Source organism: Pseudoalteromonas sp. S1650 (genome assembly GCF_005887195.1).
Taxonomy (GTDB): Bacteria; Pseudomonadota; Gammaproteobacteria; order Enterobacterales; family Alteromonadaceae; genus Pseudoalteromonas; species Pseudoalteromonas simplex.
This window is the reverse complement of the sequence record NZ_PNDF01000008.1, coordinates 14594-38340: the sequence shown is the minus strand read 5'-3', so window position 1 is coordinate 38340 and position 23747 is coordinate 14594. Positions and strand designations below refer to the sequence as shown.

Here is a 23747-nt window from a genome sequence, read left to right as displayed (position 1 = left end):
AAAGAAGCTAAAATGGCAACTCAATAAATGTCATGCAAACTGTAAAAACGAGAAAGGTTGGCCAATAACCAACCTTTTTATATCAATTCGCTTAATTAAGTGATCTATTTCTAGGCAATTACTCTGCATCCATGCAGTTGTAAATAACACATTTTTAACGCAGATAGCGACTACTTTAACCTATCGAAATGATTAATTATTATTGCGGGATTGATATTGCCGAATATTAAAAGCTATCGACCATCTTCGAATGAAGCAGTTGCAGCGACCTTACTCCAGCGACCATCCGTATATAAAATAGTCGCTTCAGCTTTATAAGATCTAAATGCTCGAATTTGGAATGAGCATGATGTTCCTGATGTACCACATGATGATGCCGCATTAGACCAAATAACACTATCAATTGCTGAACCATCGCCAACTACACGAAATACAGCTGTTGCATTTGTTTGCCCATAAACCAATGCAAAACAACGGTTTGGTGTATATTTGTCATACGCTTGCGTATCGACATAACACTCCATTGAATCCGCACTTGCATGAACAGAGAATGCGCCTGAAAGCAATAAACCTAATGCTGTTAATACCTTTTTCATATATTTATCCTTATTTATTAACCAAAAGTGGTACAAACAACTTACAGGAATAAAGTCGCATTAAAAATACGAAATTAATATTAATTTAACCATTTTAGAACATTTAATTTACACTCGTTCGAGTTTCACCTTGCTACAATTTGGTACATTATTTCATTGTTCAAGACTGCATTAACACCTTAATGTTAAATACTCTTTTCATTAAGGTTGTTTATTTGTGACTGTTCTAGGTAGTTGCTCACTTGGGCTACGAGTTTTATTTCTAATTAGTGCATTTTGCCTTTCAGCAATGGCAAGTAGCACTGATTCTGCGTATTTAGCAGATGAAGGAGTAAGCCTTGGTGTAAGCTTAGGCTATGGTCAGCTCGCCAACCCAGTTTATAAAAAAGACGACATTCCTCTTTATGCCCTACCGCGTATTGAGGTATTCGCCGGTGACTTTTCATTTGCAAATACTCAGTTTGCTTGGACCCCCGTGTGGGGCGATAACTATCAAGTGTCGTTATTCACGCAACTTAATGAGGATGGCCTATATTTTACTAAGCATTCAGCTATATTAGCCGCGGTTAGAACAGCTAGCGGTCGCCCCTCAATGACACCACCGCCTCCCGGTACTAATATTGAAACTCCAGCAATAATTAAGCGCCGTGGTGATATCTCTAAAATATCAAAACGTAAACTGTCTGCCATGAGCGGTATTGAAGCAATCGTTGACTTGCAAAGCTGGCGATTTAGCGCGTATTGGTCAATGGAACTCACCAACTATCACAAAGGGTTACAAGGCGCATTGTCTGCACAGCGCTTGTTTTTATTTGATAAACATCTGGTATTGCTCGGCGTAGAGTTACAGCATTTAAGTGCTGGTTTAGTGGATTACTACTATGGTAGTGCTTTGCAAGAAATGGGCGCTGGATTTAGCCCTTTTTTAGGTCACTCTAGTCAAAAATACAATCTAAAAGCCAGTTACCAATATCAGTTTAATCAACAATGGCAATTTATAAGCGATATAAAATACCAACGCTTATCATCAGGTATCGCCGATAGCCCCCTTATCAATGACAGCAACTTACTGTCTTTTTATGCTGGCTTTGCATGGAATTTCTAATGATGTTACTTAGCAAGCTTCTCTCATTTTTACTCATCTGTAGCCTCGTATATATCGACAGCACATTCGCAAAAGCAGGCTACATTGAAGTATCACCAGAAAACTGTGTGACGGTAGAGCAAGACTGTGTGATGGATGTCTCGATTAATTGGTACACCGAAGTCAGCAAAACAGTGTGCATTCGCGTTACTGATCAACAAATTAGGCTATTCTGCCATAAACCAAGCCAAGGACAGAACTTTGCAATCACAGTGCAAAACAATCGCAACATTGTGTTAGAGCTACTCAGCAAACAGCTCGAACCCTTAGAAAGCACTGAAATTAGTTTATTCCACCAGCACGTAAAAAAACGTCGTCGTGATATCGCATGGAGTATTTTTTGATGAGCCAGCATACTATTTTATATATTGAAGATGATTTAAAACTTGCCCAGCTAGTCTCTAATTATTTAAGTAATCATGGTTATATCATTGAACATTTTGACAGTGGTTGCCATGCTTGTTACCAAGCAAGTAGCAAGAAGTACGACTTAATTTTGCTCGATATCGGATTAGGCTCGGAAGATGGCTTTGAGGTATTTAAAGAACTAAAACAAGTCCAAGATACGCCAATTATTTTTATGACCGCAAGGCAGAGCCAAGTCGATCATATCACTGGCCTTGAACTAGGCGCCGATGATTACCTAACCAAACCCGTTTCCCCGTCAATTTTATTAGCGCGAATTAACAATACCATTCGCCGCAGCCTAGCTGTAAAGCCAACAAGTACCACTCACAACGCCCATAACATTCGCTTTGGTTCTTTAAGCATTAATACCATTCAGCGCGAAGCTTACTTGTATAGCCAACCACTTGAACTAACCAGTGCAGAGTTCGAAATACTGATCCAACTAGCTCAATCAGCGGGTCAGTTGGTCAGTCGAGACCAATTATTTGATGGCACCATTGGCCGTAAATACGATGGTCAAAGCCGCACTATCGATGGCCGCATTAGCCGCTTACGCAAAAAGCTCGGTGACGAAGCGGTGCCAGCACAAAAAATTGTAACCGTTTGGGGCAAAGGATATATTTTTTCTCCACAAGCATGGGGGTAATACAGTTTGCTACGCCTATTTTGCTATTTGTATTTAACGCTAGCAGTTTGTCTAGGGAGTGCCGCTTGGTTACTAGAAACCTATTTTCCAAGCCCACCGAGCTACAGTACAGAACAGCAATTAGCAGAAAGCATCTTAAGCCTTACGCCCAATAATCCTGCTATTAAACACACACCTCTTGCAAACTTTTACCTTGGTGAACAACTACAGGCATCACTTTTAGCAGGTCAGGTAATTAGTGTTAACGATGCCAATAGCAACCTTTACTTTCATAAGTTAGCTGATGATAGGCACACCTTATTAAGCATTGGCCCCTACAGCCAGCCTGCTGATCAGGGTTATCAGTCTTTAGTGAGCCTACTGTTTTACTCTAGCCTTGCCTTAGCTGTGGTGATTTTTACAGGTCCACTGCTGTTTGACTTAAATAAGCTACGCAAAGCCAGTAGTAAAATATCTAACGCCGACTTTACAGCACAAGTGCACTTCACACGTTTTAGCCTGCTAAAGAGCATTGGCGATACCTTTGATAACATGGCATTAGCGCTTCATAACCGTAATCAAAGCCAGCGTGAATTAATCAATGCAGTTTCTCATGACTTTTTAACGCCTATATCGCGAGCTAAATTCGCCCTCGAAGCAGTCGTTGATAACAATGCTTACCGACACAGTGTGTTGCAAGACATTATTGAACTTGAGCTTTTAGTCGAAGAGTTTTTAACCTATGCCGAGCTCGAACAATGCGAGCCCACCTTGTTAGTGAAAGACTACTGCCCAGAGGAGCTATTACAGCCCTGCATTACAAAGTTTCAAAGCTATAGCCCTTTGGCTATTCGTCTTGACTGCGAATTAACAACTATTTGCGTTGATAAACAAAGCTTTCAACGCTTATTGCAAAACTTACTCGGGAACGCGGTTCGCTTTGCTAAAACGCAAATCTATATCAAGGTTTCACAATACGAAAACGGCATTTTGTTAGTGATTGAAGATGATGGCCCGGGGATCCCTGAAAAAATGCGCGCCAGCCTTATGCAGCCATTTTCTAAAACCGCTTCGGTGCACCAAACAGGCTATCAAGGTGTTGGCCTTGGCTTATCAATCGTTAAGCAGTTATGCCTGTGGAATAACGCAAAGTTTAGCCTAGATAACGCGCAAACCTTAAGCGGAGCAAGAGCAAGTATCCTATTTAGGCCCATCTCTCCTTTATAGAAATGTATCAATCTGTATCAAAGTGAACCATTTATTCACGGTTTATTGATGAAAACACATACATATTTAACCATTCAGCAAGGTTTTTAAGCGAAAAACCCAATGTTTATAGCTTTTCGCCAAAACCGCTCGTTTGTTGGCTAAAAAAGATTTGTTATACCATAACATTTAGTTTGTGTTTCAATTCATATAACTACAAGCCAACTTGCTATTCCGCTAGGAATTGCCCCAAAAAAATAAAATCCATGGGAAGTTAGATCACATGTTCAATATGAAAAAAGTATCAGTGATGGTCGCATCTGCACTTTACTTAGGTGTAGGTACGTCTGCTGCTGCGCTAAATGACCAAGTATGGTCAGAACAGCCGGTAGACTATGCGCCAAAGCAAACCGTTAGCAATGAATTTGTGTGGGAAGACAAGGTTAACAACACAGTTAAAAAACAAAGCCGCGTTTTCACACCAGAGAAAAATGTTAGTGGTATTCAAACTTATATCGTGCAACTAGACGACGCACCAATTTCAACTTACCAAGGTGGTATTAAAGGGCTTACAAGCACAAAAGATGTAGTAATGCAGACGCAACAAGCAACTACGCGCTCAACGCTTAATATGGCGCAGCCTGCTATTGCAACTTACGCTAACCACCTAGCAAGTAAGCGCCAATCAGTTGTTAATACAGCAATGAGCCAACAAGGCTTACAACTAAATGTTGAGCGCACATTTAATGTGACATTAAACGGTTTCACCACCAAAATGACACAAGATGAAGCGAAGCGCCTAGCTAAAGTGGCTGGCGTGAAGAAAATCACTCGCTCAAAAATCTACAGCCTAAATACCTTTAATACCATTGAACAAACAGGTGCTTCTGCACTTTGGAGCGCAAGTGCTAGCAATCCTAGCAGCAACAAAGGTGAAGGCACGGTTGTAGGTATCATAGATACAGGTATCAATACCGATCACCCATCATTCGCAGCAGTAGGCGACGATGGCTACACTCACACCAACCCACTAGGCGACAAGTACCTAGGTGACTGTGCAACCGCTGAATTTGCTGATCTGTGTAACGACAAGCTAATTGGTGTTTATTCTTATCCCGAGATCACCGCAGCTTATGTGGATTCGGTATTTGAAGAGACTCGCCCAGAAAATGGTGAAGACTATCATAGCCATGGCTCACACGTTGCTGGTACAGCAGCGGGTAATATCCTATACGATATTCCTTACAAACTGACTGAGTATGAAAGCCAATCACCAGGTTTAGAAACCAATGTAACTTTCCCGCAAGTATCAGGTATGGCACCCCATGCCAATATCATTTCATATCAAGTATGTTGGCCGGGTAATTCTGGCGACCCTTATGCAGGTTGTCCAACAAGCGCTATTTTAGCCGCCGTTGAACAAGCTGCTATTGATAATGTTGATGTACTTAATGCTTCATTAGGCGGTCTTGAAGAAGATCCATGGAGCGATCCAATTGAGCAAGCGTTCATGAATGCAGCCGAAAGTGGTGTATTTGTCGCTGTAGCGGCAGGTAACAGCGGCCCTGAGTATTCAACGGCCGATCACTCTTCTCCTTGGGTTACCACTGTTGCAGCATATAGTCCTGCAAGCAAAGTTAACTTTCGCAATAAACAACTTAAAAACTTAACTGGTGGTGATAATTCAGCACCTGGTCCTTTTGAAGGTGCTGGTGTCAACTTTAACGAGTTAACAGGTTTAATTGTTGCTGCGACTGATTTTGAAAATCCGAATGAAAGTTCTAGCTATGCACTTGCTAACTGTGACAAACCATTCCCTGAAGGTACATTTGATTTAGTTGATGATCCTGCAACCGCTATTGACGAAAGCGCACAAGATGTCATTGTGGTATGTAAGCGCAGCTCTTATCCGTTATATTCTAAATCATTAAATGTACAAGCGGGCGGTGCTGAAGGCCTCATCGTGTATAACCAAAGTGCCTTTTATGATCGCTATACTATTCCTTCTATTTCCTACCCAATCCCTACAATACATATAAAAAATGTTGATGGTACAAGCTTACTAGAATGGTTGAGCGTAGGCGACAGCCACGTAGGCACCATTGAAGCAACCGAGGGCACCGTAGACGCTGTGGATAAAGACCGCATTGCTTATTTCTCTGGTCGTGGTCCATCATACTTTGGCTTTGATACTTTACTCGTTGATGTAGCAGCCCCTGGGGTCGATATTTACGCACCATCATCAGACGATCAACCGTTTACAAATAATCCTGCAACTTCAGATTGGCAATCTATGTCTGGTACATCAATGGCGAGCCCACACGTTGCTGGCGCGGCAGCATTGTTAAAACAATCTCATCCTGACTGGTCGCCAATGCAAATTCAATCTGCATTGATGTTAACTGCAAATAATCAGCTAGGAGTTGCTCAATACTTAAACAACTATGCAGACGATGGCTTTGATGCAGCACTTGCTGAAATGGGTGCGGGTAAAATGCAAGTTGAGCGAGCAGATAAAACAGGCTTATTGCTTGATGAAAGCATTGCTAACATGGCTGCTGCAAACCCAAGTCTTGGTGGCCGCGAAAAAGCATTAAACACGGCTTACATGGTTGATAATGACTGCGGCTTTAAATGTACATTTATCAGAACCTTTACGGCGACAGAAGACGCAAGCTGGACTCTACATACAGAAAACTGGATTGGTAATAGCAAAATTAGTGTTGAGCCAAGCAGCTTTGATATCAGGGCTGGCGAAACACAAAGTATCATTGTTACTGTGGAAGCAAGCCAACAAGCAACGCCGCAAGAGTTAATTGATTACACGGGCAATCAAGGTCAAGTCGTCATGACTTCTAATAACCCTGAGTCACCGATTCTAGAGATGCCAGTGTGGACATTTGCCGGTGACACCGGTTTACCTGAATTTATTCAAATTGACGCACACCGACGCTCTGCGACAATGAAAGTAGGACCTTTCAATACGGGTGAAATCAGCAACCTAACCACACAATCGTACGGCTTAGTAAAAGGCCAAGTTGAAACCGTACACCTATTCAACGACACCACACCAGGCGACCCATTCGATAGCGTTGATGTCGACGGTGAAGCTGTAAACAACAACCACATTCAGTGGACCACTGTACCAGAAGACGCAAAAATGCTGAGCGCCAGTGTTATGAATGAACAATCTCGCGTATTGGTATTTATGGGTAAAGATAGTAATGGTGATGGCATTGCGTCTTTTGAAGAAACGCTATGTATGTCAACTAGCTACACCCTAACTAACTTCTGTAACATTGTAGACCCTGAAGCAGGTGAATATTTTACTCTGTATATGAACTTGCAAAACTACGATTACGATGAAGTAGATGAAGGAATAGAAGTTTCATTTGCAACCGCAATTACAACCTCTGACAATGGCTCACTTACTGTGACAGGACCAAGTAGCGTAGCAGGTTACGATAACTTTGAGCTTGACCTTGCATACAATTTACCTGATATGGAAGTAGGAGATATCTACTTCGGTGGCTTTGATATCGGTAGTAATCCAGAAGATATTGGCAATCTTGGTTTTGTACCAGTGATCATCGAGCAAGTTGATAAGGACGTTACTTTTACGGCGAGCAAAGAAAAAACATTTGTCGGTGATTTAGTCGACTTTGAAATTAGTGTCATTGCCAATAATGAGGATGAAGCACGTCAATTTGCGCTCAATACAGAATTCCCTAATGGGATCAATATTATACCTGATAGCCTTGTTGCAACACACTCAACGCCTGTTGAACCAGTGTTAGATAACAATATGCTTTCGTTAGTAGGCATACAAGAAACCACAAAAGATGTAGGCCGAAATTATAATATTACTACCAATATCACCGATGAAATGTGCTCATTAACCGCGGCTCATTCGCCTGATCCTCACTATTTAGAGCTAAGAGAACTTGGCTGGCGAACACTTGTGGGAGTTGAAGGTCAATATTACAATGAGTTTGAGTACTCGTTTAAAGAACTAATGAACACAGATCTAGATGTGTCATTTCCATTTTTTAATAAGTATCACTTTGATGCTATAAAGCTCAACCCCGCAGGCTTAGTAACATTTGGTTCGCAAGGTCGCACATCACCATTTCATGTTGACCTACCAGAAGGTTACACTCAGCCGCCTCCGCCGCCATACCTTATCGCTCCTTTCTGGGTTGGTGACAACATGATCCCAGAGCGTGTGGACGGTGGTTATGGTAATTATGATGCCAATGCGGGTATCACCCCTACTTACACAGTTTCACGTGAGTGGTTAGTACTTGAATGGGATAACATTCAACGCAGCAACACCGAAGGTCAACTTATTGATGTAGAGATGTTTATGCGAATGGGGATTGATTATGAACCAGGTGAGTATGAGCTACTATTTGCGTATGACAATATTAATCTAGCCGATGCTCAGGGCTCTATTGGCCTAAAAGCCGCTGATGGCAGAGCCTTCATAAGTGGTGACATACCCATCGATTTAAATATCGGTAACAAGCTAGGCTTTAATAATATGGATGAAGTTTTACACGACGACCTAGTTGTGTGTCTTGACTACACAGGCCCTGAAATCTCTAAGTTTGACGTAAAATTCCAGGCTTATATTGGTGAACAAGCAGCAAACCAAACTCACCAACTAACCTTAGTGAACGGCTTAGAAGGTGCAGATGATGAAACCATCACCCTTGAGCTTGAAGTTATCGGTAACCTAGAAATGGCAGGCTTAACTGATATGTCGGTGGCAGAGAACGAAACGATTAGTTTTGACGTGCTTTATGCTGACGAAAACCAAGTGAGCAACCAAATCGAGGTGTTAGGTGAAAACTTCACTTATGAAGTATCTGGTCACACTTCAGGTAGCACTGTGACTATTACACCTGCGGCGCACTTCCATGGTGATATTGATGTAACAGTAAAGGTTAGCGACAACGTTAACCCAACTGATGCAGCAATGAGCTCATTTGTATTATCAGTGATGTCTGATGGTGAAGAGCTTGGCTGTACTGACAGCTCAGCAACTAACTATGATGAAAACGCCAATACTGACAATGGTAGCTGTACTTTCCCTGAGGCAGTAATCCCAGAGACAGAAATTGAAAAAGACAAGAAATCATCAAGCGGTTCATTCGGCTGGTTACTACTAGCAGTTGCACCACTGATGGCACTTCGTCGTAAAAGATCTCAGATTAACTAAGGACGAGTTAATTAGGATAGTTAAGTAATGCCGATATGTTTAACATATCGGCATTTTTCGTTATAAATACTTTAACCAAGGCTTGTTAGCCTTACGCTTGTATTCACTAAACTTCTTGGTTGGCCAATATAGCCCTATTGCCAACAATAAAGTAATAAACCAAATACCGGATATATCACTGACTCCTAAATATTGTCCTTGATTTGCCCCCCAGATCAGCATGCCTATTTGATACATAAATAGCAGTACATAGAGGTGGAAAATATAAAAGAACATAGGCACAGAGCCATATACACGTAGCGCATTAGTAAAGCGGTTGAGTGGTCTTTCAAATAACCACAAGCCTACAAACATACCTGCTAACGTGATCAACAAAAAGCTCAGTGACGGTGGGTACTTAGTCACATTAAACACCGACATCATGGTTTCGGTTGTGGTGCTAAACGTTTGCCATGGCAAGGTTTCACCATAGATATTAAACCCACGCAGCAGCGCAAATAACCCCACACATAACAGCGCTAACAGCAGCAATGCTCGTTTACGTGAATCCGCCGATTGAGTATGCGCATATAAAGGACCTGCACAGTAACCCAACAAAATTACGCCAATCCAAGGCAGCACTGGGTAGCTAATTTTGACGTCGATTAAACCACCTTGTGATAGATAGCCTCGATCATGCAAAATCGTCCACAGCGAGTAACCAAACTCATCGGGCGTAAAGCTGATTGGCGTCAGTAAGTTGTGACCAAATACAATAACCAAACCAAGTACCAGCAATAGATTGCGTGGCAGCTTAATCAATACTGCTAACACCAGCATACACAGGCCTATCGCCCACATCACTTGCAGCCAAATAGTGTGGTAGTAACCCATCCACGAAAAACAAATTAGGGTCACTTCAAGGGCGATTAAAAAAAGCCCTCGCTTGATTAAAAAGCTGCGTGCTGAGCGCGCTACGCCACTTGCGGGATGACTATAAAGCCACGCCGACAAACCAGTTAAGAAGATAAAGGTTGGCGCACAAAAGTGTGCAGCAAAGCGGCTCCAAAAAAGCCCCGGCGAAGTGGTATCAACCACCATGGGATCGGCCACCTGCATGTGCAAGAAAAACCGCTCTCGCACATGATCAAGTAACATCAGCAGAATAACGACACCACGCATGATGTCGATACTATGAATACGGCTTTTAACTTGCTCAGAAGTCATAACTTACGCCAAGTTTAAATTGCGTCGGCGCACCCGGGTAGGCCCACAATGCATTGTAAGAACTGGCAATATACTGCTCATCAAAAACGTTATCGACATTCAGTGATACTGTCGTACGTTCTGTCGCTCGCCATTTAGCAAATAAGCCAACCGTTTGGTAACTCGGTAATCGGAAGGTGAGATCAGCAGGGTCGCCTAAACGGTCAGACACATATTGATAATGACCACCAATCTTTATTTCTTGTGCGAATACATTCAGATTATGGTTTAAGCCAATCGAAAGGTTATTCTTTGGTACGTTCACAAGTGGACTGCCCTTAGGAATTGGTACTAACCAGTCAACATTTAGACTATCTGTTGCAGTCTCAGCATCCACATAGGCATAAGATAGGGTGTACTCGGTATTGTCACCCAATGAACCTATTAAATCTAACTCAAAACCTGTGCTATTTGCTTTACCTACAGGTGTTGAATAACCCACATTTACTGGATCTGCCACCAGCATGTTGCTCTTGCTCGCATCAAAATAAGCAAGCGTACCGCTGATATTGGCGTAGCTAAATTTAATACCCACTTCAAACGAGTCACTTTCCTCAAAACCGAATGGATTACCTTCGGCATCGGTGCCGCTCAGTGGTAAAAAGCCTTCTGAATAGCTTGAGTAAAGGTTAACGTCGTCATTAAGTGCGTAAACCACACCAAAACGTGGACTAATGCGATTTTCTTTGCTGTTTGATGCAACACCAGACTTAGTTTCAAAAATATCTTGTTCAATTTCATCAAAACGCAGACCTAACATCACTTTTAAGTTATCGGTTAGATCGAGCTGATCTTGCAGATAAATACCGTACGCATTTTGCTGTTCGTTATTTTCGTACTGCATGCCCACTTCAGGGCCTTCAGTAGTGCTGTACTCTGGCTCATAAATATCAATGGTGTAAGTGCCATTACCACCACGGTAGCGATAAAGCCCAGTGCGCAGCTCATAGTCGTAACCATCAACACCAATCAGTACATGGTTAGTAATACCGGCAACATCAAAGTGACCGCTTAATTCAAAGCGCAACGATAAATCATCAGATTCATAGTCACGGTATCTGTGTTGGCGAGTTAAGGTTCTGCCATCATCAAATAATGACTGGCGCGATGGTGACAGCTCAGCATCTGACGAATAACCCGTTAACGTTGCAGTACGGTAACTCGCACCTAATAACAAGCTCCAATCTTGGTTTAGATCATTGCTGTAATTTAATTGATGACCACGTGAATGCACCTTGGTTGGAGCATCATTTGGGTTACCTAAAAAGCGTGACTCAGGTACGGTATCAAAATCACCATTTAGCACCACAATACCGCGGTCATACATTTGCTGTTGGTCAACATACTCAAACTCATAAGTCAGCGATGAGTTATCGTTGATTTGATAATAAAGCGAAGGCGTAATCACGAATTTGTCGTGGTGTACATAGTCTCTGAAGCTGTCGCTATCTTGCCATGCACCATTAATACGAAACGCTAAATCATCGCTTAGACCGTTAGTGAAATCACCTTGAATACGCTTGTGATCATCGCTACCGAACTCAGCTTGAAGTTGCCCTTGCTGATAAAACTGTGGCTTTTTAGTAATAATGTTTACGGTACCGCCCGGCTCTGAGCGGCCATAGAGTGCTGAGCCAGGTCCTTTTAATACTTCAATGTATTCAATATTTGATACATCACGCGGACCTGCAAAACCGCGACCACCACTAAAGCCGTTAACTAAATACCCAGACGGCATATTTTCGTTACCTGATAAACCACGGATTGAATAGCTATCCCACAGCGCGCCACCATTATTCTTGCGAGTAATGCTGGCAGAAAAATCCAGTGCATCACGAAACTTAGTAATACCGTTATCAGTCATCATGTCTTTACTTAATGTGGTGATCGACTGCGGTAAATCTTTTGTTGGAATATCACCACGAAACGCCTGTTTGTGTTCAATGGTGATTGTTTCGATATCGCTGTTATCAGCTGCATGGGTATTCGCTGCAAACGTCGCAGCTAAAGCTAAACTTAGTGTTGAGTACTTCATAAGGTCTGATTGTAGAAATTAAGCAAAATGATTTGTTATAAAATAACACAAATAAAAAATGGGTTATAGTATAACAATGCATTTTATTGCTAATTTTTAACCCGTCATTTTGACTACTGCTTAATACACGACTTCGACAAAAGAGTGAAGCCATAGCCATGCGTGAAGAGCATTCAGAACAAGCCTGCGAGTAAACAATAAAATTGCCATGTAGATACTTGAGCCAATGCCAGCTATTGCCTACAATGGCGCACAATTTATTCAATGCAGATCGCGACTATGACTGATACACAAAAACCAGAATTACCAAACCAACTTTCTATCAACCCACGTAGTAAATTTTATGTGGAAGAAGTTTTCGAGCATGAAATTGGTGTAAAACTTAACGGCAAAGAGCGTTTTGACGTTGAAGAATACAATATCAGCGAAGGCTGGATCAAAATCGCTTCACCAAAAGCGCTTGATCGCCGCGGCCAACCTTTACTATTAAAAGTAAAAGGGACTGTAGAAGTATTCTACAAGTAAATCAGTTTTACTGAACAAGCGTGTTGGTCAATCACTTATTGGCCGACATGCTTGTATGTAGGGCCTGCTTATAAGCTTCTATTGCGGGAATAAAGGCGGTGATCACCGCTGCAATCGTTATCATCAGCACTAATTCAAGTATCTGCCGATTAAAAAGCTCTCTAATTAAAGTCATCAGTTAAACACTCATTACTCAATTTTATTCTGCAACCTATCGCTGTTCGCTAGGACAAGGGCAGTGTTCATCTACTTTTGTATTACATAAGCGAAAATTAAACCAATGCCCTGCAATTACAAATAACGACCCTAATAAGGTCAGCACTTTCTCACCAGCTTCACCAATGATATTTTCGCCTAATACTACAGCCGACAATAATAGAGCAAGACCCACAACCCCCAGTATAAATAATTGATATCGTTTATGTTTTTTACACCCTAAAAATAGCGCTAATAAGCTACTTGGCAACACTGCTGCCAACATCCAAAAATGAAATTGCTCGTTACCTAAACCCAGTGCAGCGGCACTTGGTAATAAAACTAATAATACTGGCACAGCTAAGCAGTGAATCGCACACATAGCTGATAACCCGATGGCAAACTTATCCATCATTAATTGTAATTTCACTGAAAAATTCCTAAAAAATAGAACACATGAATTATAAAAAGTGCATCAAGCAAGTTTAGCTTGGCACTCACTACATACTCCCATCATTTCAAATTGCTTTGTTTGTGAGGTAAAGCCCACATCAGCAAAGTGAGGGAAAAGCTTTGCAACATCACTTTGTGAAACCGCTAAAGTCTCAACTTTTTGGCAATGACGGCAAATCAAAAACAAAGAAATCTCACGCTTAAAAACCTCACTGTCGGTACCGTAAGCAATATATTTGTTAGCACTATTAAGCCTGCGAACAAGGTTTATCGACTCCAAAAAGCTCAAGATTCGATAAACAGACATAACAGATACACTAGAGCTTGTGCGCAGCTTGTAGCAACTGGCCAACTCGTATGCTGATAGCGGCACGTCTGTGGTTAGTAAAATTTGCAGTATTTGCTTGCGCTGAATGGTGAATTTTCTGCCATGCTCAAGGCAAACCTGCTTTGCTTTATTAAGTGTGTTGGTTAATCGCTGTTTATTCATAGCGGCCACTCAATATAAGGTTTTGTTGCTGTCAGCTCTGCTATCCCTTGCGCTTGCTCTGTGATCCACTGTGCTTCTATAACAGATATGGCTTCAGCCCATGCAAATAAAGTAACTGTGACTTTAGAGACGGGCTTATCACAGTTAAACGAGTATTCAACTTCAAGGTCTTGATGTGCATGATGAGTGTGATGCTCAAATGGGTTTTCAAAATTTGCTTGAGTAAGCTTACATTCGCCGTTAAATGTCACTAACTGCTGTGAATTTGCTAATTGGGCTAACGTTTGTTTAATAGCTTGCTTTTGCTCAGCTGTTTCGGGCTGATGCTCAAAGCCAAAAATATCTCCAGCCGGTAAAATGAATTTAACCTGCCACTTGTCTTGATCATGAACCACAAAAAGCACTCCCTCACCATGTGAATGATGATGGTGTTGATGCCCTTGAGCTGAAAAAATACATCCAACCATAAAGCATATCACTGCTAATTTTGCTGCTTTCATAACCCCAATCACTCCATTTACCTCACTTTAAACATGCTGTTACAAAAAAGAATAAAACTCATTCGCCGATTCACACTTGATACATTATAACAATTAAAGCACAATTGATACATTATAACATATCTACAATGGTGAATAATGAATAACATCTCAAGAGTGGCTGTCGTCATAGCAGCGTTATTACCAGCCAGTGTTTTGGCACAATCGATCAAAGGCGTTGTTTTAAATAACCAAGGTAAAGCGGTGGCTAATGCTACAGTTGACCTTGAAGGGTCTGATCAAAAAGTAACAACTAACGACAAAGGTGAGTTTGAAATCAGCGGCTTAAATAACGGCTTAAAAGAGCTGCATATTTCAGCGCCAGGTTATGCTCACTTACATCGAGATATCACACTTGCCAATGACCAAGACCACAGCGCAACCTTTAATCTAAAGCGCTCACCGATTGAAGTGATTGATGTTGAAGCAACGCCGATTCATATGTCGGCAATGGAATCTGCCTCACCTGTTAGTGTGTTATCTGGCGAACAATTAAGACGCCAACAAGCATCAACGCTTGGCGATAGCCTCGAAAAACTACCGGGCGTTAACACAAACTTTCATGCCAAGGTTGCCAGTACGCCTGTGATCCGTGGTTTGAGCGGCCCACGTGTTTTAATTACGCAAAATGGCTTAGATGTAAGTGATGTGTCACGTGTTGGCCCTGATCACTCAGTGGCATCGGAAGCATCAACAGCGCAGCAAATTGAAGTATTACGTGGCCCAGCAACTCTTTTTTATGGCAGCGGTGCAATTGGTGGTGTCGTCAACGTAGTTGATAGTCGAGTACCAACAGACAGCACAACACGTGGTGAATGGAACCTAGAACATAACTCTGTAGATGAGCAAAAAGTTGCTTCGTTTAATGCCACCACAGGGACAGAGTCATTTGCCTTTTATGCTGATGCATTCTGGCGTGAATCAGACGATTACGAAGTACCTGTTGCCGCCGATATTGACGACACAGAGCGCAGCTCAAAGTACGTAGTAGAAAACAGTAATGAAGACTCAGATGGCTTTACTTTAGGCACTAGCTATTTATTTGAGCAAGGTTACCTTGGTGTTGCGGTTGAGCAGTTTAACCGCCAATACGGTATTCCTGGCCATACTCATGGTGAAGAAGAAGAGCATGATCACGAAGAAGAGCACAGCGAAGAAGAAGCCGTTTTTGCTGACCTTGAACAAACCAAAGTCCAGCTACTTGGTGAATACAATATCGACAGTGAATGGCTAAGCAAAATTAACTTACGTGCGGGCCACACTGACTACGAACACGCTGAAGTCGAACACGGTGCAGTAGGCACAACCTTCAAAAACGAAACCAATGAGCTGCGCGTTGACATTCTGCATAGCCAATTTGATGAGTGGAATGGTGGCGTTAGCTTTCATTACAAAAAAAGTGATGTAGAAGCACAAGGCTCTGAAGCCTTCACCCCTCCGTCTGTTACTGAAAGTATTGCTTTTGCAATTATGGAAGAAAAGCATTTTGGCGATTTTTTAGTGCAATTAGGTGGCCGTGTTGAGCGAGTTACTATTGATGCTAACAATGTGCTTTTACCAGACATTGGCGCCCATGCACATGATGAAGACGGTGATGAGCACGACCACGGTCATGATCATGGACACGAAGAATCAAACTACACACGTGTATTTGATGTCGCCCAAGAGTTTACACCAGTAAGTTTATCAACAGGGGTGGTATGGGATTTTACACCGGGTTATAACCTAGGTTTATCGGTATCGCGTTCTGAACGTGCTCCATCTGCTTCTGAGCTGTTATCTTTCGGCCCACACATTGGTACTGCAACTTATGAAGTTGGTGCGCTATTCGATACTCATGATGGTCATTTTGAGCTATCAGAAGAGGCTATCGACTTAGAAACAGCAAATAATATCGACCTGACATTCCGTAAAACCGAAGGTGATATTGGCTTTATCTTCAATGCCTTTTACAACCAAGTAGATAACTATTATTACCAGGTCAACACAGGCCTATACGCAGAAAGTGGCCATGATCACGACCATGGCGATGAACATGCTCACGAAGATGAGCACGATCATTCATCTGAGCTACCTGTTTATTTATTTAAAACAGATGACGTGGTTTTACATGGTTTTGAAGCGCAATTTGCTTGGCAGCTAACCGACGAATTTAAAGTCGACTTATTCTCAGATTATGTACGCGCGCGCCTAAAAGACGGCGGAGATTTACCGCGTACTCCACCACTGCGTTTTGGTACTGAGTTTAGCTATCAAACAGAGAATCTAACGGCAAATATTCACGTTACGCGCTACCAAGAGCAAGACCGCATAGCACAACAAGAAACCACAACAGACGGCTATACCCTTGTTGATGCCAGTATTTCTTATGACTTATCGGTATTAAACCAAGACGTCTCACTTTACCTAAAAGGCACTAACTTAACGGACACAGAAGCCCGCGTTCATAGCTCATTCTTAAAAGATATTGCACCACGTCCTGGGCGCAGTTTTGCGCTTGGTGTTCGCGGCTACTTCTAAAACAAAATTACAAATAAAGGAAACCTACATGACACACTTATTTAGATTAAAACTATTGGCACTGGCAATTAGTAGCACCCTGATCACCGCATGTGGTGATGCAGAAACAAATATTGTTGAGAAAGATCCTATTGAGGTTCCAGACGACGGTGGTGATGACCATGATCACGATCATGACGATGGCTATACCATTGACTCAATGGGTCGTTTAGCGGTTTTAGCAGCAGATAGCAACGAAGCGAATATTTTTGATTTAGATGACGACTCGTTACTAGAAACGTTTTCGCTTACTCATGAATCAAGCTCACTAAATGTTTCACCAAGCTACCGTTATGCGGTTATTGCTAACCGTAACCAAGATTACTTAGGCTTTATCGATGGCGGTTTATGGCGTGAAGATCATGGCGAACATTTACATGACTATAAACAAGGCCCTGCATTTAGTGACTACGAGCTAACAACGGGCAGCCGCCCTACTCACATCGTTAAACATGATGGCCAAATGGCCGTGTTTTACGATGGTAATGCCGACGCAGGTACAGTTGCCTCTGTAGAAGTGTTAACCGATAACGACATTGCTAACGAAACCGCGACACTTGCTGGTATTCAGTACGACATCAATATGCATGGTGTTGCAGAGCCACGTGGCGAGCACCTAGTTGCTACACTGCGTCGTGCTGATAGCGAAAGCACTTCAAACGCTAAAATCCTGCCGGATCAAGTGGGTGTTTTCCACCTTCATGACGGTGAATATGAGCTTGAACAAACATTTGAAGTTACTTGCCCAGATTTACACGGTGCAGCGCAAAACCATGATTATGTAGCATTTGGTTGTGGTGACGGTGTACTGGTAGCCCACCAGCATGATGATGAATATCATGCAGAAAAAATCGCCAATATAGATGCTCTAGGTGATACACGTATTGGCACATTATATGGCCATGAAGGTAGTGAAAGCTTTATTGCAATTGCATCGGGTGTATTTGTAAGTATCAACCCAAGTGAAGCTGAAATGGAAGTACTTGAGTGGCAACTTGATGAAGGCGCAAGTGCTGTATCTTACTCATTCTCAGCAAGCGGTGAGCACTTTTTAGTACTTGATAGCTTAGGCTTTTTAAACGTGCTTGAAGCCCATGAGCACGACGGCCACATGCACTGGGAACTTGCCGGTAAAGTAGATATCACTGAAGAAGACGTAACAACAATGCCAGAGGGCATGAACTTCAGTATGACTGTGTCACAAAATAGTGAGTTTGCTTACGTTGCTGACCCTATCGCTCAGCACGTACTAAAAGTACATATCGAAGATCTTGAAATTGAAGGTGATCTTGAACTGACTTTTGCACCAAGCGCTATCACTTGGTTAGGTATTGCAGAAGAAACTGACGATCACGACCACTAAGAAGTTATGTTTTATGGTATGACATAGCTCGCAAAGGTTGGCATTTACTGCCAACCTTTTTTTATTCATATTTTGTAACAGACTTTCATCGCAACTGCATCGCTATTTAAAACTGAATAGTTATGATGTAACAGTTCCCAAAATAGGATGTAATCCCATGAAAAAACTAACAACGTTGGCACTGGCCATGGCTGCGACACTGGCACCTTGGGCATCAGCTTACGAAACAAAAGACACGCGCTTACTGCGCTTTCCAGATATTCATAACCAAAATGTTACCTTTGTGTACGGTGGCGATATTTACATTGCTAATACGCAAACTGGCGAGAGCAAACGCTTAACCGACCATATTGGCTTTGAAACCTTCCCTAAGTTTTCACCTGACGGTAAACGCATTGCCTTTGCAGCCGAGTACAATGGCAGCCGCCAAATTTATGTCATTAACAGCGATGGTTCTGGCTTAAAACAACTGACTTACTACAACGATGTTGGCCCAATGCCACCACGCGGCGGTTTTGATTATCGTGTTCTCGATTGGACACCTGATGGCAAAAATGTGGTATTTCGTGCTAACCGTACACCGTGGGGTAAACGTATGGGTCGTCCATACATGGTGCCTGCTGACGGTGGCCTTGAGCAACCTCTGGCTATTCCAGAAACCGGTGGCGGCATGCTTTCGCCAGATGGTAGTAAATATGTTTACACGCCAATTGACCGTGAATTTCGTACTTGGAAGCGCACCCGTGGCGGTCGTGCACAAGATGTCTGGGTTTACGATCTAAAAAACAATACCTCAGAGCAGCTAACCAGTAACCGCGCTACCGATCAGCAACCAACTTGGGTTGGCGACAACATTTACTTTGTATCTGACCGTGATTACACCCTTAACTTGTATCAATACCAAAAAGGCGCTGAGCCTAAGAAGCTGACCAACCATAAAGACTTTGACGTACTGTGGCCATCAGCTGGCCCAAATGCCGTTGTTTATGAAAACGGTGGTTACCTTTACCGCTTTGATCCAAAAACTCAAAAAAGCAGCAAGCTGAGCATTAACATTGCTGGTGTGCGTCAATACGCAATGCCGTACACAAAAAATGTGAGTGACTTTATCGACTCAATGTCGATTTCTCATGATGGTAAGCGTGCACTCTTTACTGCCCGCGGTGAGCTATTTAGCGTACCGGTTAAACAAGGCCCAACACGTAACCTATCTTACACAGCAAAAGGCCGCGAAATTGACGCAAGTTGGTCGCCAAATGGCCGTTATATTGCTTATATGAGCGATGAAAGTGGCGAATACGAAATTTACTTAAAAGACCGCAGTAAAAATAATGCCACCAAGCAGCTAACCAGCAACGGCACTATTTGGCGTTTTACACCTATTTGGTCACCAGATAGCTCAAAACTGTTATTTGCAGATAAAAACCATACTCTGTGGTGGATAGATGCAAAGTCAGGAAAACAACACAAAATTGATACCAGCATCTACGATGAAGAAGGCATTCGCCAATATGCTTGGTCGCCAAATAGCGAAGACATTGTGTATGTGAAAAACAATGAAAACCGCTATGCCTCACTGTGGCACTACAATGTTGATAAAAAGAAAGTGACTCGCTTAACGGATGAAATGACCAATGAGCAAAACCCAACTTTCTCTCCTGATGGTCAATACCTGTATTTTAGTTCTGAGCGCGACTTTAACTTAGCCTTTAGCAGCTACGAGTTTGACTACATGTTTAATCGTGCAACGCGTATTTATGCCGCAGCCGTAAATGACAGCATCAAACCACTTATCGCACTACAAAGTGATGAAACAGCGATCGTCAGCGATAAACAAAAAGATGACGACAAGAAAGCTAAAAATAGCCTGCAAAGCAGTGACTTTATGCTGCGTGTAACCGCTTTAAATGCGCCAGCTGGAGATTATCGTGGTTTAACGGCAGTAAAAGGTGGCGTGCTAACACTGGCTAATGGTGGCCTACAATTGATAGGCACAGCTCACGACAGCGAGCTTGAAACCGTGGCTAAAGGGGTTCGTAGTTATACTATTTCGAGCAACGGTGAGCACCTGTTAGTGCATGCGGGTAACGATTACAGCTTAATTGAGCCTAAAGCAAAACAAGACCTAGCAGCGAATAAGCTTGATCTTAGTAACATGACCTTAAAAATTGAGCCACAAATTGAATGGCAGCAAATGTATGTTGAAGGCTGGCGTACATTACGTGATTGGTTCTACGATGAAAACCATCACGGCCAAGATTGGGACGCTATTTTAGCCAAGTATCAACCTATGGCTGACGCTATCTCACACCGTAGTGACCTAGATTACATTCTCAGTGAAATCGCAGGTGAAATTAACTCAGGCCACATTTATGTGCAGTCGGGTGATATGCCAAAAGCAGAGCGTAAAAAGCACGGCTTATTGGGTGCAAAACTTGCCAGCGATCCATCTGGATACGTAAAAATTGAGCAAATCTTCCAAGGTGAAAACTGGCATGAAGACTTCCGCTCACCACTTGGCACAACAGGGGTAAAAGCACATAACGGCGACTACATCATTGCCGTAAATGGCCGCTCAGTAAAAGACGTCGCTAACTTCTACGAACTACTAGAGAACACTCAAGGTGAGCAAGTTGAGTTAGTTCTTAACAGTAAGCCGCGCAGCAAAGGTGCATGGCAAGTAACCGTTAAGCCTGTCGCCAGCGAGCAAGGTTTGCGTTATTTAGACTGGGTTAACTCTCGTGCAGCTTACGTTGATAAGCTATCAAATGGCCGAATTGGTTATGTTCACTTACCAAATACAGCCTACGAAGGTAACCGCGCCATGTTCAAAAACTACATGCCGCAAACCACCAAAGACGCCATGATTATTGATGACCGATACAATGGCGGTGGCTTTATTCCTGAGCACATGATCACTTGGCTTGCTCGTAAACCGCTTAACTACTGGAAGCGCCGCGGTGTTGAGCCTACGAAAACACCACAATTTGCTCATGATGGTCCAAAAGCCATGCTGATCAATGGTTACTCAAGTTCAGGCGGTGACGCTATTCCTTACTACTTCCGCCAAGCAGGGTTAGGTAAGCTTATTGGTACCCGTACTTGGGGTGGATTAATTGGTATTTCAGGTAACCCAAGCCTAGTAGATGGCGGCCAAGTTATCGCGGCAACATTCCGCATTTTAGATAACGATGGCAACTGGATCATCGAAAACGAAGGTGTCACTCCAGATATCAAGGTTGTTGACCGCCCAGAGTTAATCTACCAAGGTAAAGATCCATCGATTGAACGTGCCGTAGAAGAGCTATTAAAAGAGCTAAAAGACAACCCGAAAAAGCCACTCACCGTGCCACCAGCACCGACTGACTTTTAATTTTTAACTCTTTGTAAAAAAGCCAAAAAACCCCGCAGCAATGCGGGGTTTATTTTTAATTAAAAGAACTACCTTTTAATTTGTATATACAAATAATTTAAACTAAGTCAGACCATGCTAAATTGAATTTACGTAAGTATTTTTGTAATCGAGTTGAGTCATTGGCTTGTGCTTTTTTGGTACGACTCACATCAAATAACTCACGCCCAGCTGAGGCCATGCTTGAATGCTGCTCACAGATACTAAGCACATAATTTAACTGAGCAATATCAAACTGATCTAAATTCGCTATTTGCTCTTCTGACAAATAGTGAGCAAGGCGATTAGACGCTTTAGGTTGCACATTAGATTGCCATGAGTCTTGTAACCGTGCGATTTCGTCATTAACATCCGTCACGGTGATACGCGAGGAGCTCGCCAAAGTACATAAACGAGTAATTGCAGAGCTTAAATCACGAAAGTTTCCCCGCCATACCGCTTGCTTCGACATAGCAAACTGCTCAAACAACTGCTTTGCTTCTTTATTGAATTGAATTCGCTGCCCGGTTTTTTGCTCAAATAAACCCATTTCATAGTCAATATTGGCAGGTATATCTTCTTTTCTGTCTTTTAATGCCGGTAACTGATAGCTCCACAAATTGATACGTGCTAATAAATCTTCACGAAACAGTCCTTTTTCAACTTCGGCTTTTAAATCTTTGTTAGTGCCAGCTATGAGTTGAAAATCACTCGCAACAGTTTGATCACTGCCAACTGGATGAAAGGTCTTATTTTCAATGGCGTGTAACAGCATTGCTTGCTCTTCTAAACCAAGCTCGCCAATTTCATCTAAAAACAGCACACCATTATTTGCAGTGAGTAAGTAACCGCTTCGCTCTCTTTGAGCACCAGTAAAGGCCCCTTTTGTGTGGCCAAACAAAGCAGCCATGGCATTTTCACCACGTAACGTGGCGCAGTTAACCGACACAAGCTCACCTTTTAAAATGGCGCGCTTCTTTTTCAGTTTATAAATTCGCGTTGCCAACTGGCTTTTACCAGCTCCCGTAGGGCCGGTCAGAAGCATAGGGTCATCTGAACGAATTGCCACAACTTCAATCTGTGCAATCAACTTATTGAATGCACTGTTTTTAGTTTGAATACCGCCTTTTAAAAATGCATTACCTTCTAAATGCTCTTTATCAAAACGAGTGGCAAGTTGATCATACTTAGATAAGTCCAAATCAATAATTTGAATCTTACCTGTCGCTTTATTTTGATTATGCTTATCGGGTGATGTTTGAATTAAACGCCCAGGAAAATGACCACTCTCGGTTAATAAGAAAATACATATCTGCACAACATGGGTGCCAGTCGTGATATGAAAAAAGTAATCGTGCTGATCAGTATCAAAACGCTGATGATGACACCAATCATAGAGCTTGGCGTAAACCTCTTCAAAATCCCAAGGGTCTATAAAGTTAATATTTTCAAGGCATACCGTGGTTTCTGGGGAAACTGACTCAATATCTACTGCAACATTATTCGCTAAACGCGAGCTATGAGTATCATGCATCATATACAGCTTATTAACGATGAACTCTTCTTGACTACATAAGCTGACATTGGGTCGCCATCTTGCCCAACGGTCTACGCGCTTACCCACATAGTCTAATTGAGTTCCGAGAATACTCACCACAATCGTACTTTTCAAAATATATCCTTATAGATAGAAACTGTATCCATTTAAATACCAAATAACACTATCGTCAAGTACCTCATCACACAACA

At 42.3% G+C, this 23747-nt stretch carries 17 protein-coding genes; 9 read left to right on the top strand and 8 right to left on the bottom strand.

The annotated features are described in order from the left end of the window. Window positions 1–233 precede the first annotated feature (233 nt). Window positions 234–596 carry a hypothetical protein gene (locus tag CWB80_RS01425; protein ID WP_054552266.1) on the bottom strand — a complete coding sequence of 121 codons (363 nt, stop codon included), beginning with the start codon at window positions 594–596 and terminating at the stop codon, window positions 234–236. Between the two features lie 217 nt (window positions 597–813). Between CWB80_RS01425 and CWB80_RS01420 the strand changes: the two genes are divergently transcribed. From CWB80_RS01420 to CWB80_RS23055, 5 genes are all read left to right on the top strand, one after another. Then, window positions 814–1701, top strand: coding sequence for a MipA/OmpV family protein (locus CWB80_RS01420; RefSeq protein ID WP_138599124.1), 888 nt, complete (start codon window positions 814–816; stop codon window positions 1699–1701). Next, window positions 1701–2084: a DUF3019 domain-containing protein gene (locus CWB80_RS01415; protein ID WP_171041476.1), complete on the top strand. Its 384-nt coding sequence runs from the start codon at window positions 1701–1703 to the stop codon at window positions 2082–2084. The genes CWB80_RS01420 and CWB80_RS01415 overlap by 1 nt, the downstream gene beginning before the upstream one ends. After that, complete coding sequence (locus CWB80_RS01410; protein WP_166341275.1) at window positions 2084–2794, top strand: response regulator transcription factor; 711 nt, start codon at window positions 2084–2086, stop codon at window positions 2792–2794. The genes CWB80_RS01415 and CWB80_RS01410 overlap by 1 nt, the downstream gene beginning before the upstream one ends. A 6-nt stretch (window positions 2795–2800) precedes the next feature. Further along, window positions 2801–4000 carry an ATP-binding protein gene (locus CWB80_RS01405; RefSeq protein ID WP_138599127.1) on the top strand — a complete coding sequence of 400 codons (1200 nt, stop codon included), beginning with the start codon at window positions 2801–2803 and terminating at the stop codon, window positions 3998–4000. Window positions 4001–4262: 262 nt separating this feature from the next. Then, the gene (locus CWB80_RS23055; protein WP_138599128.1) at window positions 4263–9203 is read left to right on the top strand and encodes a S8 family serine peptidase; all 4941 of its coding nucleotides are present in this window, start codon (window positions 4263–4265) and stop codon (window positions 9201–9203) included. Window positions 9204–9263: 60 nt separating this feature from the next. Here CWB80_RS23055 and CWB80_RS01395 read toward each other — a convergent pair whose 3' ends face one another. Further along, window positions 9264–10409 (bottom strand): acetyltransferase domain-containing protein, encoded by a 1146-nt coding sequence (locus CWB80_RS01395; RefSeq protein ID WP_138599129.1) that lies wholly within the window; start codon window positions 10407–10409, stop codon window positions 9264–9266. Next, window positions 10399–12483 (bottom strand): TonB-dependent siderophore receptor, encoded by a 2085-nt coding sequence (locus tag CWB80_RS01390; RefSeq protein ID WP_138599130.1) that lies wholly within the window; start codon window positions 12481–12483, stop codon window positions 10399–10401. Before CWB80_RS01390 ends, CWB80_RS01395 begins: the two co-directional genes overlap by 11 nt. 279 nt (window positions 12484–12762) lie before the next feature. Between CWB80_RS01390 and CWB80_RS01385 the strand changes: the two genes are divergently transcribed. Continuing rightward, the gene (locus tag CWB80_RS01385; RefSeq protein ID WP_171040424.1) at window positions 12763–13008 is read left to right on the top strand and encodes a DUF3297 family protein; all 246 of its coding nucleotides are present in this window, start codon (window positions 12763–12765) and stop codon (window positions 13006–13008) included. 31 nt (window positions 13009–13039) lie between these two features. Here CWB80_RS01385 and CWB80_RS22450 read toward each other — a convergent pair whose 3' ends face one another. The 4 genes from CWB80_RS22450 to CWB80_RS01370 are packed head-to-tail and all read right to left on the bottom strand — an operon-like array spanning window position 13040 to window position 14646. Further along, a complete protein-coding gene (locus CWB80_RS22450) occupies window positions 13040–13183 on the bottom strand; it encodes a hypothetical protein (RefSeq protein WP_171041475.1) in 144 nt (47 codons plus the stop codon). Between the two features lie 36 nt (window positions 13184–13219). Beyond that, window positions 13220–13633, bottom strand: a complete 414-nt coding sequence (locus CWB80_RS01380; protein ID WP_249362484.1) for a MerC domain-containing protein — start codon at window positions 13631–13633, stop codon at window positions 13220–13222. 45 nt (window positions 13634–13678) lie between these two features. Beyond that, window positions 13679–14146 (bottom strand): Fur family transcriptional regulator, encoded by a 468-nt coding sequence (locus tag CWB80_RS01375; RefSeq protein ID WP_138599131.1) that lies wholly within the window; start codon window positions 14144–14146, stop codon window positions 13679–13681. Beyond that, complete coding sequence (locus CWB80_RS01370; RefSeq protein WP_138599132.1) at window positions 14143–14646, bottom strand: ZrgA family zinc uptake protein; 504 nt, start codon at window positions 14644–14646, stop codon at window positions 14143–14145. The genes CWB80_RS01375 and CWB80_RS01370 overlap by 4 nt, the downstream gene beginning before the upstream one ends. 138 nt (window positions 14647–14784) lie before the next feature. Here CWB80_RS01370 and CWB80_RS01365 point away from each other — a divergent pair, with 138 nt between their 5' ends. The 3 genes from CWB80_RS01365 (at window position 14785) to CWB80_RS01355 (ending at window position 21980) form a co-directional block, all read left to right on the top strand. Further along, window positions 14785–17205 (top strand): TonB-dependent receptor, encoded by a 2421-nt coding sequence (locus tag CWB80_RS01365; protein WP_138599133.1) that lies wholly within the window; start codon window positions 14785–14787, stop codon window positions 17203–17205. A gap of 28 nt (window positions 17206–17233) precedes the next feature. Further along, entirely contained in the window at window positions 17234–18607 is a 1374-nt protein-coding gene (locus CWB80_RS01360) for a 5-methyltetrahydrofolate--homocysteine methyltransferase (protein WP_138599134.1), read from the top strand. A 157-nt stretch (window positions 18608–18764) separates the two neighbouring features. After that, window positions 18765–21980, top strand: a complete 3216-nt coding sequence (locus CWB80_RS01355; protein ID WP_138599135.1) for a S41 family peptidase — start codon at window positions 18765–18767, stop codon at window positions 21978–21980. A 97-nt stretch (window positions 21981–22077) separates the two neighbouring features. Here CWB80_RS01355 and rtcR read toward each other — a convergent pair whose 3' ends face one another. Further along, the gene (gene rtcR, locus CWB80_RS01350) at window positions 22078–23670 is read right to left on the bottom strand and encodes an RNA repair transcriptional activator RtcR (protein WP_249362483.1); all 1593 of its coding nucleotides are present in this window, start codon (window positions 23668–23670) and stop codon (window positions 22078–22080) included. Window positions 23671–23747: the final 77 nt, after the last annotated feature.

What these genes read in the sequence shown, in the direction of transcription:
- CWB80_RS01425 (WP_054552266.1), bottom strand. Translation starts at nt 596, where the DNA reads ATGAAAAAGGTATTAACAGCATTAGGTTTATTGCTTTCAGGCGCATTC.
- CWB80_RS01415 (WP_171041476.1), top strand. Translation starts at nt 1,701, where the DNA reads ATGATGTTACTTAGCAAGCTTCTCTCATTTTTACTCATCTGTAGCCTC.
- CWB80_RS01410 (WP_166341275.1), top strand. Translation starts at nt 2,084, where the DNA reads ATGAGCCAGCATACTATTTTATATATTGAAGATGATTTAAAACTTGCC.
- CWB80_RS23055 (WP_138599128.1), top strand. Translation starts at nt 4,263, where the DNA reads ATGTTCAATATGAAAAAAGTATCAGTGATGGTCGCATCTGCACTTTAC.
- CWB80_RS01395 (WP_138599129.1), bottom strand. Translation starts at nt 10,409, where the DNA reads ATGACTTCTGAGCAAGTTAAAAGCCGTATTCATAGTATCGACATCATG.
- CWB80_RS01390 (WP_138599130.1), bottom strand. Translation starts at nt 12,483, where the DNA reads ATGAAGTACTCAACACTAAGTTTAGCTTTAGCTGCGACGTTTGCAGCG.
- CWB80_RS01385 (WP_171040424.1), top strand. Translation starts at nt 12,763, where the DNA reads ATGACTGATACACAAAAACCAGAATTACCAAACCAACTTTCTATCAAC.
- CWB80_RS22450 (WP_171041475.1), bottom strand. Translation starts at nt 13,183, where the DNA reads ATGACTTTAATTAGAGAGCTTTTTAATCGGCAGATACTTGAATTAGTG.
- CWB80_RS01375 (WP_138599131.1), bottom strand. Translation starts at nt 14,146, where the DNA reads ATGAATAAACAGCGATTAACCAACACACTTAATAAAGCAAAGCAGGTT.
- CWB80_RS01370 (WP_138599132.1), bottom strand. Translation starts at nt 14,646, where the DNA reads ATGAAAGCAGCAAAATTAGCAGTGATATGCTTTATGGTTGGATGTATT.
- CWB80_RS01365 (WP_138599133.1), top strand. Translation starts at nt 14,785, where the DNA reads ATGAATAACATCTCAAGAGTGGCTGTCGTCATAGCAGCGTTATTACCA.
- CWB80_RS01360 (WP_138599134.1), top strand. Translation starts at nt 17,234, where the DNA reads ATGACACACTTATTTAGATTAAAACTATTGGCACTGGCAATTAGTAGC.
- CWB80_RS01355 (WP_138599135.1), top strand. Translation starts at nt 18,765, where the DNA reads ATGAAAAAACTAACAACGTTGGCACTGGCCATGGCTGCGACACTGGCA.